Annotated in this window: 11 protein-coding genes and 1 riboswitch; all 11 genes read right to left on the bottom strand. The window is 45.6% G+C overall.

Annotated features, from left to right (window positions below; all coding sequences use genetic code 11):
- Positions 1-1186: phosphoenolpyruvate--protein phosphotransferase (gene ptsP, locus CCU_RS06425; protein WP_208896052.1), on the bottom strand; the 1186-nt coding region annotated here is incomplete at its 3' end.
- A 148-nt stretch (positions 1187-1334) separates the two neighbouring features.
- The gene (locus CCU_RS06430) at positions 1335-1598 is read right to left on the bottom strand and encodes an HPr family phosphocarrier protein (protein ID WP_015534007.1); all 264 of its coding nucleotides are present in this window, start codon (positions 1596-1598) and stop codon (positions 1335-1337) included.
- 453 nt (positions 1599-2051) lie between these two features.
- A complete protein-coding gene (locus CCU_RS06435) occupies positions 2052-4118 on the bottom strand; it encodes a PTS fructose transporter subunit IIABC (RefSeq protein ID WP_015534008.1) in 2067 nt (688 codons plus the stop codon).
- A gap of 103 nt (positions 4119-4221) precedes the next feature.
- Entirely contained in the window at positions 4222-5124 is a 903-nt protein-coding gene (gene pfkB, locus CCU_RS06440) for a 1-phosphofructokinase (protein ID WP_015534009.1), read from the bottom strand.
- Entirely contained in the window at positions 5124-5873 is a 750-nt protein-coding gene (locus CCU_RS06445; RefSeq protein ID WP_015534010.1) for a DeoR/GlpR family DNA-binding transcription regulator, read from the bottom strand. Before CCU_RS06445 ends, pfkB begins: the two co-directional genes overlap by 1 nt.
- Positions 5874-6269: 396 nt before the next feature.
- Positions 6270-7202, bottom strand: a complete 933-nt coding sequence (locus CCU_RS06450) for a cation diffusion facilitator family transporter (protein ID WP_015534011.1) — start codon at positions 7200-7202, stop codon at positions 6270-6272.
- Between the two features lie 176 nt (positions 7203-7378).
- A riboswitch (NiCo riboswitch) is annotated at positions 7379-7462 on the bottom strand.
- Positions 7463-7535: 73 nt separating this feature from the next.
- A complete protein-coding gene (locus CCU_RS06455; protein ID WP_015534012.1) occupies positions 7536-10304 on the bottom strand; it encodes a glycoside hydrolase family 3 protein in 2769 nt (922 codons plus the stop codon).
- 167 nt (positions 10305-10471) lie between these two features.
- Entirely contained in the window at positions 10472-11149 is a 678-nt protein-coding gene (locus CCU_RS06460; protein WP_015534013.1) for a vWA domain-containing protein, read from the bottom strand.
- A gap of 198 nt (positions 11150-11347) precedes the next feature.
- Positions 11348-12415 carry a macro domain-containing protein gene (locus CCU_RS06465; protein WP_015534014.1) on the bottom strand — a complete coding sequence of 356 codons (1068 nt, stop codon included), beginning with the start codon at positions 12413-12415 and terminating at the stop codon, positions 11348-11350.
- A gap of 29 nt (positions 12416-12444) precedes the next feature.
- A complete protein-coding gene (gene argJ, locus CCU_RS06470) occupies positions 12445-13689 on the bottom strand; it encodes a bifunctional glutamate N-acetyltransferase/amino-acid acetyltransferase ArgJ (RefSeq protein WP_015534015.1) in 1245 nt (414 codons plus the stop codon).
- Positions 13690-13934: 245 nt separating this feature from the next.
- A complete protein-coding gene (gene gltX, locus CCU_RS06475) occupies positions 13935-15611 on the bottom strand; it encodes a glutamate--tRNA ligase (protein WP_015534016.1) in 1677 nt (558 codons plus the stop codon).
- Positions 15612-15691 lie beyond the last annotated feature (80 nt).

Consider the following 15691-nt stretch of genomic DNA (forward strand, 5'->3'; position numbering starts at 1 on the left):
TCTCATCAACACATGTGACAAGCGGTACCATAATCTTGATATCGCCAAATGCACTCGCACGGAGAAGTGCCCTCAGCTGTACTCTGTATGAATCTTTATTCTGCAGACAATATCTCACTGCTCTGAAACCTAAGAACGGATTGTCCTCTTTCTCAAGTCCAAGGTATGGGATATCCTTGTCACCGCCCACATCAAGGGTTCTGATGATAACCTCTCTGCCCTCCATGTTCTCAGCAGCCGCCTTGTACGCCTGGAACTGCTCTTCCTCAGATGGGAGCTCCGATGCGCCCATGAACAGAAACTCTGTTCTGAAAAGGCCAACGCCCTCTCCGTCACATGCAGCAACCTGCTTTGCATCCTCCGGATTACCAATATTGCCATACAAATGTACCTTTACACCGTCAGCTGTAACTGTATCTTTGCCTCTATATACCTCAAGGAGAGCCTTGTCGCTAAGATATTTCTCTCTCTTTGCCTGATATTCGTCTATCTCTTCCTGTGACGGATCAAGTATGCAGATTCCATCGCATCCGTCAACTACTGCTGTCATACCATCTGAAACCTTGTCCACTATTCCGTCCACGCTGAGTACCGCCGGTATCTCCAGCGCCCTCGCAAGAATAGCAGAGTGGGATGTCTTGCCTCCAACCGCAGTGATGATTCCTGCCACATTCTCCTTGACGATTCCTGCTGTCATGGATGGGGTGAGATCCTCAGCCACAAGGATAGTTCCAGCTGGAACCTCTGATATGTTCACATCAGGTGTACCTGTGAGTATCTTGAGCATTCTCACCTTGATGTCGCCAATATCAGTTGCTCTCTGTCTTGTGAGCTCATCATCTGCCATCTGGAACATTCCGGCAAACATATCACATGTACTCTCAAATGCAGCCTCTGCACAGGTTCCGCTCATAATCGCGCCCTTTGTGATCTCATCCATCCCCGGATCTGTGAGGAGCAGTATGTGTCCCTCAAGTATCTCGGCATTATGCTCTCCGACACTCTCTTTCATAGCCTCTGCCATGGCATGAGTCTTTTCTGTAAATGCCGCAACAGCATCGTCATATCTCTTGATCTCTGCATCTGTATCTGTGATCGTTCTGTTCTCATATTCCGGCTTTGCGTCAGATATGATCACAACCTTTCCAACGCCATAGCCGGCTGAACCCGCGATTCCTTTATTCATAAGAAAACCTCCAATTATTCTCTATACAACAAATGGTACTCCAGCCGAGTACCATCTGCCTGTAAAATGTACCGAAGTCTGATTTCAGATTTCATATATAAATAGCCCGCTTCGACGTCATGGCAATATACCTATACTACATACTATATTACTCGCCGAATCCTGACTCGATGAGCTCAACTGCCTTTGCAAGAGCCTCCTTCTCGTCTGCACCATCACACTCTATTGTAACCTCTGCACCGCACTTGATGCATGCTGCGATGATGAGCATTACGCTCTTGGCATTGATCTTCTTGCCTGCCACATCAAGAGTTACTGCGCATGAGAACTTTGTCATCTCCTTTGCAAATACTCCTGCTGGTCTCATATGAAGTCCCTGTTCATTTACTACTTTTACTGTCTGTGCTACCATAATAATCTTCTCCTTTTCTAATACGGGCCGCAATGATCATTATACGACTGCAAGTGATTGTATATATCATTTTCGGGTCGCTCCCGCTTATTTCGGCCTGCAGCGGTACTAAGATGCCTCTGCCGAGCCATCTAAGAACCGGCGGCCTCAAATTCCCTTCAAATGATATATACAATCACTTGCAGAATTTGTGTTTCATAAGCGGCCCTTGTTTTGTTTAATAATATATTGTGACTTGTAATTATCTGCTTTATGGTTCTGTTTCTTATCAACCCTCGGATTTAGCAGAATTTTGTAAAAACATTTGATCTGCATTTTTCTGTTATATGGTATCACAGTCAGATGTTCCCCACACCTTTTTCGTTATTCCATATATCCGACAGATTTTCACAAACCCCAATTGTATAAATTATAACATTCTGTCGTTTTTTGTGCATTACTTTTGTGCAGTTTTTAATCCTGAGCATTTTTCTTGATAAGACCGAGCATGATACATGTGATCACTGATCCTACAAGCCATGAGATGATGTATGGTAACCAGTTGCCTACTGTTGCGAATACAAAGATTCCGCCGTGAGGTGCCATCAGTGTACATTTGAATGCTGCTGACATTCCACCTGCAACTGCTGCGCCTACGAGCGTACATGGTATTACGTGGAGTGGATCTGCTGCTGCAAATGGTATTGCACCCTCTGTGATGAATCCACATGACATTACAATATTTGATACTGTTGAGTTTCTCTCTGCCTTTGTGAACTTCTTAGGGAAGAAGATACATGCAAGAGCAATTCCAAGTGGAGGTACCATACCACCTACCATAACTGATGCCATTGAGATATAGCATGCCTGAACTGCTGGATCTGAGAGCTGTGCGCCGCCTGCGACAAGCTCTGACGCTGTTGCGAGAACCATTGTTCCGTATACATAAGCTGCCTTGTTTATAGGGCCGCCCATGTCTATCGCCATCATACCGCCAAGGATAATTCCAAGTGGGATGAGAAGATTTTTATTTGCAAGGGCTGTCAGCATATCTGAAAGTTCTGTATTGATAAGTCCAATAATTGGATTGAGTACAAATATCATAAGTACTGCAACTATAAACATACCAACAAGTGGATATATAAGTGTTGGCTTAATTCCCTCCAGTGACTTAGGGAATTTGGAGCAGATCTTTCTAAGAAGAAGAACTACATATCCTGCAAGGAAACCTGCTGCGATACCGCCGAGGAAACCTGATACTGTATTTCCGCCGCCCTCTGCTACAAATCCAAACTTTGATATAAATGACTGGAATCCGCCAAGGTTATCTCCTGCCCATACATAACCAGACAAGGCTGCATTTCCGGAAGATGCCAGGATACCGCCAAGGAAACCAACCGCAAGTCCCGGTCTGTCTGCTATAGACTCTGCTATAAATCCTGCAAGCACCGGAACCATCACGCCCATCGCCAGGCCACCGGCATACTTGAAGAATGCTGAGAGCGGGGTCATGGAACCGAAGTTGGATCCACCTGTTGCACCAAATCCGCAAAGTGTATCTATAAGGAATGCAAGAGCTGTGAGGATACCACCGCCGATTACGAATGGGAGCATGTGTGATACTCCGTTCATAAGATGCTTGTATATTCTGCTTCCCACACTGCCATTTGCACTGCTTGACTCTTTTCTGCCGCCCTCCTCGTGATGAACAGGAACCTGACCATCCACGATCTTCTGTATGAGCTCCTCAGGCTTGTGTATTCCGTCTGCCACTCTTGTGAAAAGAACCGGCTTTCCATCAAATCTTGCTGTTTCAACACTCTTGTCAGCTGCAACTATGATACCATCACAGTTTGCGATCTCTTCATCAGTAAGTATATTTTTTGCTCCGCCTGAGCCATTTGTCTCAGCCTTTAAGGCATATCCCATCTTGGCACCGGCCTTCTCAAGTGCCTCGGCTGCCATATATGTGTGAGCTATTCCTGTAGGACACGCTGTAACTGCAAGTACTCTGAACCCTTTCTTCTCAGGAGCCTTCTCAGCTGCCTTTCCCTCAGTCTTCTCTGCTGTCTCCTCTGGGAACTTTGCGTTCTCATATTTGTCAACGACTGCAAGGAAGGCATCCTTGTCAGCTGCCTTAAGAAGCTCTGCTCTGAAGTCCTCATCCATGAGAAGCATAGACAGTCTTGAAAGTACCTCAAGATGTACATCTGATCCGCTCTCCGGTGCTGCGATCATGAAGAACAGGTTTGATGGCTGTCCATCCAGTGAATCGTAATCAACTCCGTCAGGGACTGTCATAGCTGCAAGTCCAGGTCTCTTGACCGCCTTGTTCTTGGAGTGAGGGATCGCTATTCCTTCTCCTATAGCTGTTGAGCCCTCTTCCTCTCTCTTAAGTATTCCTTCTTTGTATGTTTTCTTGTCTGAGATGTTGCCTGCTGCATCGTGCAGGTTTACAAGGTAGTCGATCGCTGCATCCTTTGAATCTACCTTTACACCCAGAGCAATGCTTTCCTTTGATAAAAGCTCTGTGATTCTCATAAGCGTAACCTCCTCTTAAATAATCAGCCGCATCCACATATGCTGCTGTGCGATATCTGAATCTCCTAAGTATTCCCTCTCACGACGGAACACGTACGTTTTACTATAACTGCTTGTAGAGTTCTTCTACTTTGTCCGCTGTGGCAAGGCCTTCTGAAAATGCTGTGGCACTTCCGGTTGCTGTTCCTCTCTTCAGCGCTTCCATGTAATCGTGATCCTTCAGGTAGCTTGCTGTAAAACCTGCCACCATAGAATCACCTGCCCCTACTGAGTTCACAACTGTTCCCTTTGGAACTCCGATCTTGTGAACCTCTCCTGTCTCTGTGATAAGTATTGCTCCATCCCCTGCCATGGATATGAGTACATTTCGTGCACCCATGACCTGAAGCTTCTTCGCATACTCAACGATCTCGTCGTCGCTCTTTAAGACTACTCCGAACATCTCGCCAAGCTCATGGTTATTCGGCTTGATGAGAAATGGATGGAACTTCAATACATTGAGCAGAAGATCCTTTGTCGCATCCACCACGATGTCGATGTTCCTGTTCATAAGCTTCTCCATGATCTGCTCGTATATGTCAGATGGAAGTGAAGCAGGGATGGTTCCCGCAAGTATCAGGCAATCTCCCGACTGGAGCTTGTCCAGCTTGTCAAACATCTGCTGCAGCTCATCTTTCTTAATGTCGGGTCCCTGTCCGTTGATCTCCGTCTCCTGTTCTGCCTTGATCTTGACGTTTATCCTGCTGAGACCATTCTTCAACTGGATAAAATCTGTCTTAACTCCCATGGCCTTGACTCCGTCCTCAATCTCCTTACCGGTAAATCCGGCAACAAAACCGAGAGCTACGGAATCAACTCCTATGTTCTTAAGTACGGTTGAGACATTGATACCTTTGCCGCCATAGAATATGGCTTCTGACTTACTTCTGTTCACCATTCCAAGCTCAAGGCTGTCCATCTTGACAACATAATCGAGCGCCGGATTGAATGTCACCGTATAAATCATTATCTGAGTACCTCCTTTACAACTGTGGCGTCTATGTACTTATCATTTACAAGTCTGTCAGTGATAATACAGGCTTTTTCGATTGCTGCAAATGTCACCGCCGTCACCTTGTCGAACTTGCTGCTGTCAGCAAGGACTATGCTCGCATAAGATCTGTTCACCGCTTCCATCTTCACCATAGCCTCTTCCACATCGACCGTTGTGAATCCATAATCCATATGGATTCCATTCGTTCCAAGAAAGCACTTTGTGAAATTGAACTTTTTCATGGAATTGACAGCCTCGGCTCCGATGATCGCCTCTGTGATCGGCTTAACAAGTCCGCCTATCATATACGTTCTGAGGTTCTTCTTGAGAAGCCGCTTGGCATGTGCTATTCCATTGGTGACAAATGTGGCATTTGTTTCGCCGATATAGTCGATCATGAGCTCCGTGCTGGTTCCTGCATCTATAAATATGAAATCTTCATCATTGATCATCGTTGCCGCATATTTTGCAATGGCACTTTTCTCTTCGACGTTGAGCTGTGCCTTGGCTGAAACCGGTGCCTCATTGGTGATATATTCATGCTCGATCGCCTTGGCACCACCATGGAATCTCTTGATCTTACCCATATCGTCCAGAGCTATCAAATCTCTTCTTATAGTAGATTCTGACGCTCCCGTGATCTCCGTGAACTCTGCAACTGTCATAGACTTTCTCTCTTTCAGTGCATCTAAAATCGCTGTGTATCTATCCTCGGTCATCATAATAATTGCCTCCTGCCTTTTAAGTATGTCTCCTGTATATGTGTTTTCGTGTTTGTGTATTTTCTTTTTTCGTGGCTTTTCAGAATGCATATATCTGCATCCGGTGCTTTTAACTTTTCTTTAGGATAACATATTTTTTGACTGTTTTCAATTATTTGTGATTGTTTCAAGGTGATTTTCACTTGATTTCAGTCACTTTCAATCAATCTATATGCATAATATCATCGTAAATGAAGATTGTCAATCATTATTCTGCATATTTTTGAAGATTTCTGAATTATTTTGATTGTTTTTGACTATTTGCAGGTTTGGTACTCGTTTTGCAGCTTCCAACACACAAAAATAAGACACAGACCAAATCTGATCCGTGCCTTACTCTGCGTTATCAATCTATGATTATTCTGCCACATCCGCAGGATTGACATGCACCATCACATGCTTTACCTTTGGAAAATTCTTCTCTATTCCCTCATGGACCTCTTCCGCTATCTCATGCGCATGTCTTAATGTATATGAACCGTTTACACCTATCTCCACATCTACATATATTTTGTTGCCAAATATCCTTGTGTGAAGAAGATCAACACTGAGAACTTCTTTCTGGGCGAGCACAAAATCCCTCATCTCTTTCTCTGTCTCTTCATCGCATGAGTGATCCACCATCTTATCCATGGCATCCTTGAAGATATCGTATGCCGCCTTAGCTATGAATACAAAGATAACAATACTTGCAATGGAATCCATAACCGGGAATCCCATCATCGCACCACCGATACCGACAAGCGCGCCGACCGATGACAGCGCATCTGATCGGTGATGCCATGCATCTGCCATAAGTGCGCTTGAATCTATCTTCTTCGCATAGTGTCTTGTGTACCAGTACATTATCTCCTTTGTGACAATGGATACAACAGCCGCCACCAGTGCCAGCATCCCCGGTTTCTGCAGGCTTTGGTAATTGCCACCGATTATGTCCTTAACCGCCTGCGAGCCGATCTTGATACCGGTATACAGCAGCACTATAGACAACACGATCGCTGCCACACACTCAAGCCTCTCATGGCCGTAAGGATGCTCCTTGTCGGATTCCTTCGACGCTAGTTTTACTCCAATTATCACTATTATGGTGCTGAACACGTCTGATGCTGAATGTACCGCATCACTTATCATTGCATTTGAATGTGCAAATATTCCCGCAAATAATTTGAATACTGACAACAGTACGTTCTGTACTATCGTTATAAACGATACTTTATTTGCAACCTTTTTAAACTCATCCTCTGATACGGCAGATGCCGCCATCGTGTTTATTTTGTTTGCGCTTTCCATATAATCAGCCATCCTTTCCTAAATGAACACCAGTCTATTGATAATCACCTTAATCAAAAGACCGATGCTGTGCGATCAATAAATTTCAGAAAGCTCTTATCACTAAATATATGTGGGAGATTTTATAGAATGTCTAAAAGAGTATAAAAAAACACCCACGACTCAGTATTAGTAACTACTGTCCCGTGGATGTAAAGATTCCACTGCCATGATGGCCCGACTCCTTGGCTTTCGCCAATGGTCTGCTCAGTTTGTACTGTAGATTTATATGCAGTGCAAAGAGTTAATTTAGGTTACCATCTATGGCAGTCTATGTCAATATTTATTTTCAGATCAAAATTCTTTTTCAAAACTGAACTTAATATCCTTGAGATCAAGTCCATTCGATTTCACATACAGTCGGAGCACATTGAATCTGCCGTAAAATTTGACCTCTTTCCTGATCACAACATCCTTGCCGTCAGTTCCGTTAAATGTGAAATTGCTCACAGGGAATCCGTTGAAAAACAGGGTACACGGCAGCTGGGCAAGCTTTTCGAGTGTCGAGCTTCCCCTCAGGCTCACCTCATACTCTCCCGGATGTTCAACATCAAGTGCTATGACATAATTCGTGTCGGCGGTGCTGGCCTTCTCTGTCAGATCTATAAGTATGTCTCTGTCGACATTGATGTATTCCACATCATCAATTGAAAAATCGTCCGCCTGCTTTGGACGGTTTATTATCTCTACCTCTACAGGCTCTCCCACAAGACGCTTAAATGCATTCGTATTCATGGCAAAGTTACACACATTCTTTGCAATTCTCTGAAGCTCAGCTCTCAATATACGTCCGTCCTGAAGTGCCTCTATGACATTATCTCCGCCCATGTTCTTCGAGCCGTCCGGGCAGCACATATACATGTCATTCTGTGCCTGTATCATAGTCGCAAAGTCATTTGCATCCGGCTCCATACCCCTGCGGTTGATGGATGCCCACCAATCTGTCATGACCACGCCTGTAAATCCCCACTCATTTCTGAGTATCGTGGTATTCAGATCATAACTTCCTGCGGTGTAGAGACCATTTACCAGACCATATGTTGTCATAACAGAATCGGCATATCCCGACTTGACAGCTATCTCAAATCCCTTCAGGTATATCTCCCTGAGTGCCCTCTGGGAGATGACCGAGTCCGTCGTATGGCGGTGATACTCCTGATTATTTCCGCAGAAATGCTTGATCGTTCCGGACACGCCGCTGGACTTAAGTCCCTCTAACTGTGCAGTTGCAATGGAACCCGTAAGGTATGGATCCTCGGAGAAATACTCAAAGTTTCGTCCATTAAGCGGGTGACGGTGGATATTCATTCCCGGTCCAAGAAGAACCTCAACCTTATTTGCTGTCATCTCAAGTCCGAGAAGTGCATACAGTCTGGTGTTCAATTCTTTGTTAAATGAACATCCGCACAGAGTGCCATTTGGAAGTGAGAATGCCTTCATACCTGAGTCGAGTCTCATTCCCGATGGTCCGTCATCACAGCACACCGACGGAATCTTATGTGCGATCAAATTTGGCGATACCCCGGCAAATGCTGACGCTGTTCCCGCCGTCACAAGAGAACTTCCCATTCCCTCGCCGCGGACAAAGCATGCCAGATCCTCATCATCAAACTGCGCTATAAACTCATCCATGGTGGCCTTGCCTTCCCTTACATCAAGAAGCATAATTCCCTTGTCACCGGTAACCGGTATCTCCTCCGGCAGCTCCTGCTCTCTCCTGTCATACATATCAACAGTGACTAGAGGTGTCTCCTCATACTCTATAAGCATCCTGCCGTTCTCATCACAGAATGGTTTCATGCGGTCAAACTTCTCATATGGTGCAAGTGCCTCCTGAAGTTTCTGAAGCTCCACTGTCTCGGCAAGTTCAAAGAGCAGACACTCTGTTGTATTTCTTATGCTGTTTCCTACATGGATAGTGTAGTCTCCAGCTTCAAGCACATAACAGTTTCTATGGCCCGTGACTCCCGAATCGTCAAATGATGCCATACGGTCAAGCGGGATCTCAAACTTCAGCTCATCGCTGAGTCCCGGAACAAGCTCCTTTGTCTTCGAAAAATCAATGAGCACTCTGGATGGCTTGCCAAGCCTGCCCTGTGGCATCTCACCGTACACCTGGACAACCTCCTTGCCAAGTCTCTTTCCTGTATTTGTGACTTTGACACAGATATTCGCCACGCCTTTTTCAAAATCCAGACTTGCATGTTTTACGCCGATCTTGAAGTCTGTGTATGACAATCCGTATCCAAACGGATATCTGACCTTATCCTTTGCAAATGTCTCAAAGTAACGGTATCCCACATAGATATCCTCAGCGTAGAAGTTTCTCTCTTCGCCGCCGAAATTGTCATACGCAGGATAATCCTTGATATCGTAGGCTATCGTGTCTGTGAGTTTTCCTGAAGGGCTGACATCTCCTACGAGGACATCAGCCACTCCATATCCTCCGACCATTCCACCCTGCCATACATACATGCAGGCATCCGGGGAAATCGTGTCAAGAAATGACATATCTATAAGACCGCCGACATTCAAGAGAACGACCATCTTCTGGAAATTCTCTCTGACAAGTCTAAGCATATCAGTCTCTATATCAGTGAGCATAAAAGCTCCTTTTTCAAGTGTATTGTCCTTGTCCTCGCCTGCCGTCCTAGCGATTATCACTATGGCCGAATCCGACTCACCAGCAGCCTCCTGCACGAGCTCATCTGTAACCGGCATCTCCGCCTGTGACCACGGCTCCTGTCCCCAGCCAAGTCCCAGCTCCACAGGATGTGCCTCATCCCATGCGGCATAAGTCTCTGCCAGCTTCTGATTGACATTTACATCTTTGCACTCGTTAAGTGCATCAAGGATTCCTACCACTCTGGCAACATTCACCATGCCGCCTGAACCGGTTCCACTCTTATAATAATGGTTCTGCATACGTCCAAATACAGAAACCGTCTCTCCCTGCTTAAGTGGCAGAGCTTTGTTGTCGTTCTTTAACAGAACCAGTCCCTCTGCAGCCATCTCACGGGCTGTCTTCTCATATACTGCCCAGTCAAGTACTCTATCTTCCATCTTCCTACCTCCCAATATATCTTTGCTCAATTCCATATGGTGATATTGTACATCATACAAGTAAACTTTGATATGGAAAACTTTAACTTTTTGCTGTGCAAAACGCAAGCGAGTCAGACAGTTTGCTCCCCATTCATACTGCCGGAAACGGAAGATATAGTTGTTTGTCATCTGCCACGCTTTATATAATCCTCATCAAGCTTTGTACTCCATTCCCTGTCATCGAGGGCGGCAGCCCCCGCCATCGGCTCGGATGAGCGCATCGCATGCACCGCATTCCCTACAGCTCCATACACATTCTCTGTTCCAGCCTCGTCGCACACATAATTCACCGCCCGCTCCGGTCTTATTCCAAAGCGTCCTGCCTCCATGACAGCATCGATATTTGCTCCGATGAAGATGAATTCCCAGCCATACTTTTTCTGCTGGCGCTTAACCATCTTCTGTATCATCTCATAGCTGTAATTCCGGCTGGCGTTCTCCATTCCGTCTGTGATTATCACGAACAATGTCTTCTCAGGCACATCCTCTTTTCTTGCATACTTGTGGATATTGCCGATATGGTGAATCGCACCTCCAAGCGCATCAAGCAGTGCTGTGCAGCCACCCACGTAATAGTCATTGTCCGTCATCTCTGGTACATTCTCAATAGGAATCCTGTCGTGCAGTACTCTGCTGAAGTCGTCAAAGAGCACAGTCGAAACGTACGCCTCTCCATCATCACCGCTATTTTTCTTCTGCTTTTCCATCATTGAATTGAATCCACCTATCGTGTCAGCCTCAAGTCCGTGCATTGAACCACTTCTGTCCAGAATAAATACTATCTCCGTAAGTCCTTTTTTCATAATCATCAACCTCACATTCTTTTATCTTATTGTTTTTATGTGTCAGGAAATGCAAATGTGTAAACAATCTGCATGCACGTGCGTTTTAGAAATTAACCTTGGCATGTCCACTCTGCTTTCCCTTAATATGAGTTAATAATAACCTGTATAACAAACAAAAAGGTCACCCCGCAGGCGACCTTCTCATTTTACTTTGTTTTATTCTGACAGCGAGGCAAGTCCATAGTCGAACAGAACTATATTGATCTTTATGACGCTGTATTCTTTATGTACTATATGATACTCCACGATCTTGTCCGTCTGAGAGATCGGTGAGAGTGCATATCCGGCAAGCCCCAGGAAGTCAACAGTCTCATCAAGATTCAGGCGAAGCCCGACTGCCAGTGACAGAACTTTTTCCTTCGACGGCTTTATCCTGCCCTTCAGGAGCTTTGAGAAATACTGCTTGCTTATATTTGCCGCAGTGTAGACCTCTGAATTCTTAAGTCTCTTTTTGTTGATTAACTGCTGCAGATGTTTTTCAAAGCTGTCCGTATATATGCCCTTAAGCATGTCGTCCAAAGAACCATTTGAGTTGTTTTCATGTATTCCCGAACTCTTACCTGACTGTGCCAGTGTTCCATATTCCATAAACTGAGGTCTATGTTGACCGCAAAGATATTCTTCATCGAACCTTGCAGTGTCTTGGCATTCATCATACGATGACAAAGTACGATATTCACTCAGATTTTTTTCAGCAACATATTCGTCATCTATTAAACTCTTCACATCATCATACCATTTTCCTGATACATGATATGAATGATCATCAAACACCACAAGCGTGATGTCCATCTCATGCTCCTGCAGAAATGATGTAAATGCATCAATTGCGATCTGAATTCCGAGCTCTTTAGGAAAGCCGTAAGAGCCCGTAGCCATAAGTGGAAATGCAATCGACTTGCATCTGTGTGCATATGCCATAACTAATGCTTTGTCATAACACCTTCTGAGAAGCTCCGGCTCCTGATGTCTTCCATCCACCCAGGCAGGTCCGCTTGAATGAATGATGTATCTCGCCGGAAGATCAAATGCTTTTGTGATTCCAACCTCTCCAGCCGCCAGAGTTCCAACCTTTGCCCTTGCCTTCAGAAGCCTGTCACGCCCCGCAGCCGCATATATTGCAGAGTCCACGCCAGCTCCCACGGCAACGTGCGGATTTGCCGTATTTACTACTGCATCTGCATGAACTTTTGTTATATCACTTCTAATAATCTTAAATGGCATTCGGCTGTCTCCCTGATTTGTTTGATATATTATGAACGATAATCCCCATTGATCTTCACGTAATCATATGTCAGGTCACAGCCCCATGCCTTGGCTGTCACTTCACCGATTCCGAGATCTATGTTGATGTGGATTTCATCTGAGCTCAATACCTTGGCTGCCTTCTCCTCTGAGAATGGTACGCCTGCGCCGTTGCGGCATACAGGAACTACGCCAAATTCTGACTCAAGGTCAACTGCAACCTTATCTATATCAAAGTCTGCCTCCGCATATCCGATAGCACAGAGGATACGTCCCCAGTTGGCATCCTCGCCGAACATAGCACACTTTGTAAGTGGGGAACGGATAACGCTCTTTGCCACGATAATGGCTGTGTCAAGGTCAGGTGCCCCTGCAACTGTACACTCGATCATCTTGGTTGCTCCCTCACCGTCTGATGCAAGCATCATGGTCATGCACTCCATAACTATATAGAGGGCCTTCTTGAACTTCTCATAAGCTTCGTTCTCCGTGTCGATGAGCTTATTGCCAGCAAGGCCATTTGCCATGACTGTCAGGGTATCATTTGTGGACTGATCTCCGTCTACGGAGAGGCAGTTGTATGTAACCTTTACGATCTCTGAGAGCGCCTTCTGGATCAGCTCTGATGTGATGGCTATGTCTGATGTGATGAAGTTAAGCGTTGTAGCCATATTTGGATGGATCATTCCGCTTCCCTTTGCCATACCGCCTAAAGTACATGTCACACCGTCTATATCAAACTGGACAGCAACCTGCTTATCAACTGTGTCTGTGGTCATGATAGCATTTGCCGCCTTGTCGTTGCCGTCTGCTGTGAGACCGTCTGCAAGTTCTTTCATATGCTCCTCAAATGGCTCGATAGGGATGATCTGTCCGATGACGCCTGTTGAAGCATTGATGACAAGGTTCACATCTATACCCAGGGCATCCGCTGCAAGCTGGGATATCTTCTCAGCCTTCTCTATTCCATCCGCGTTGCATGTGTTGGCATTCTTGGAGTTTACAATGACTGCCTGTGCCTTGTTGCCAGATTTCTTCAGGTGTTCCTTGGTAACTGTAACCGGCGCGCCCTTCACCTTGTTCTGTGTATACACGCCTGCTGCCACACATGGCACCTCTGAAAATACCATTCCGAGATCATTCTTGTTCTTATCAGGGTTCAGTCCACAGTTAAGTCCATTTGCCGTGAAACCCTTGGCCGCACACACGCCACCGTCTACATATGTATAACCGTCATATATCTTCTTGTTCATAGTAATCCAATCCCTTCTAAATATATTTTAACCAATCTTCATCAATTGGATGTGCACAAGTATATAGTACAATCTGTAATCGTTTTGACATTAACTGATGCAGGACATACGAAGGCGCCGGCTCTCAGTGAGCCTGCGAGCGCTAGTGCCGCTGCAGCCTGAGTTGAGCGGGAGCGCTCCTGCATGGTTATGTCAAACACGATACAGACTATGTCAACTTAATGTGCACATCCAATTGATACATCCTATCTATTCACCCACGCAAGGAACTTGTCCAGTCTGCCCACGGTCTTGTCTTTTCCTATCACGTTCATGATGGTGAACAGGTCAGGTGAGTTCTGCTTGCCTGTTATGGCAACTCTTACTATGGTACATACATCTGTGATGCTACCCTTGTATCCGTCAGGATTCTGCTTGTACTCCTTGACATTTGGACAGTAGCCGATCTTCTCGCCCATGACCTTCATGCTTGAGAACCAGTCTTCTGAGTCAAGGAAGAGATCCTTCTTGTACTCCTCGATAACCTCTGTGATCATCTCCGGTGTGTACTTCTCGTCTATCTCATACTGGAGATCCAGCTCGTCCTCGGGAGTGTACAGATAACCGAACATAGCGCGCAGATCTGACCATTTGCCGACATCCTTGCGGACCTTCTTGCCTGACATCTTCCACAGATTGATGGTCTTCATGAAGCCGTCCTTATCCTGTGTGCCAAATGTGTATATGTTCTCGTCATGCTCCTTTGCCCACTCCATGATGAGGTCGTAACACTCCTCGGCTGTGAGCTTTGAGATCATCTCCTTGCTGACATCATTGAGCTTCACCATGTCAAAAAGTGCGCCGCTGACAGGCATCTTCTTGAGTGATAATGTAAAGTCGTCTATTGTCTTGTCTGCATGTGCTGCATGCCACTCTTCGTAGTTGGAGTTTGCTATTGTCATAAGGTACTCAAGCACGCTGACTGATGGGAATCCCTGCTCTGCATAGAATCCAACCGCAGCCTCCGGGTCCTTTCTCTTGCTGAGCTTTCTCTTTCTCTGGTGCTCGCCCTCCTCGTCCACTGTAACCTCAAGCTTCATGATAGGTGCGATGTGCGCATACTTTGGAAGCGCAAATCCACACAGATCAAAGAGCTGCTTGTGAAGTGGATATGATGCAAGCCACTCGTCACCTCTGATGACAAGATTTGTCCTCATGAAATGATCGTCAACTGCATGTGCAAAATGGTATGTAGGTATTCCGTCTGACTTCAGAAGTACCACATCCATGATATTCTCAGGCATCTCAATCTTGCCCCTGATAGGATCGCTGTAGATAACAGTCTTTCCTGCCTCGCCCGGACTCTTGAGTCTCACAACATATGGCTCGCCCGCTGCAAGCTTCTCCTCTATCTGCTCGTATGTCAGATTTCTTCCTACTGCATACTCGCCGTAATATCCTATGTCAACCTTTGCAGCCTCCTGCTTTGCCCTGATCTCATCAAGCTCCTCGGCTGTTGTGAAGTCAGGATATGCATATCCCTCCTGCATAAGCTTCTTGACACATGTCTGATATATCTCTTTTCTCTCACTCTGCTTATATGGACCATATATAGTCTCACCGCCCTCAAATGGTCCCTCGTCAAATCCAAGGTCAAACTTCTTCAGCGAATTGATGATCTCATTTACACCGTCCTCAAGCTCTCTCTTTCTGTCAGTGTCCTCTATTCTGAGGTAGAACACGCCGCCACTCTGCTTTGCAAGCTTTCTTGAGATCATGGCTGCATACAGTCCACCGATGTGCATATATCCTGTAGGGCTTGGTGCAAATCTTGTCACCCTTGCTCCCTCTGGAAGATCTCTCTCCGGAAACCTCTTCTCGAGGTCATCCACTGTATCTGTTATATCTGCAAATATCAAATCCGCTAATTTGTTGTAATCCATCTCCTGTTTTCACCTTTCTGCTATATCACTTATCATCAAGAGTCTGCTTGATGATCGCTTCATTATATCCTGTCTGATTA

The organism is Coprococcus sp. ART55/1, from assembly GCF_000210595.1.
In the GTDB taxonomy this organism is placed as follows: domain Bacteria; phylum Bacillota; class Clostridia; order Lachnospirales; family Lachnospiraceae; genus Coprococcus; species Coprococcus aceti.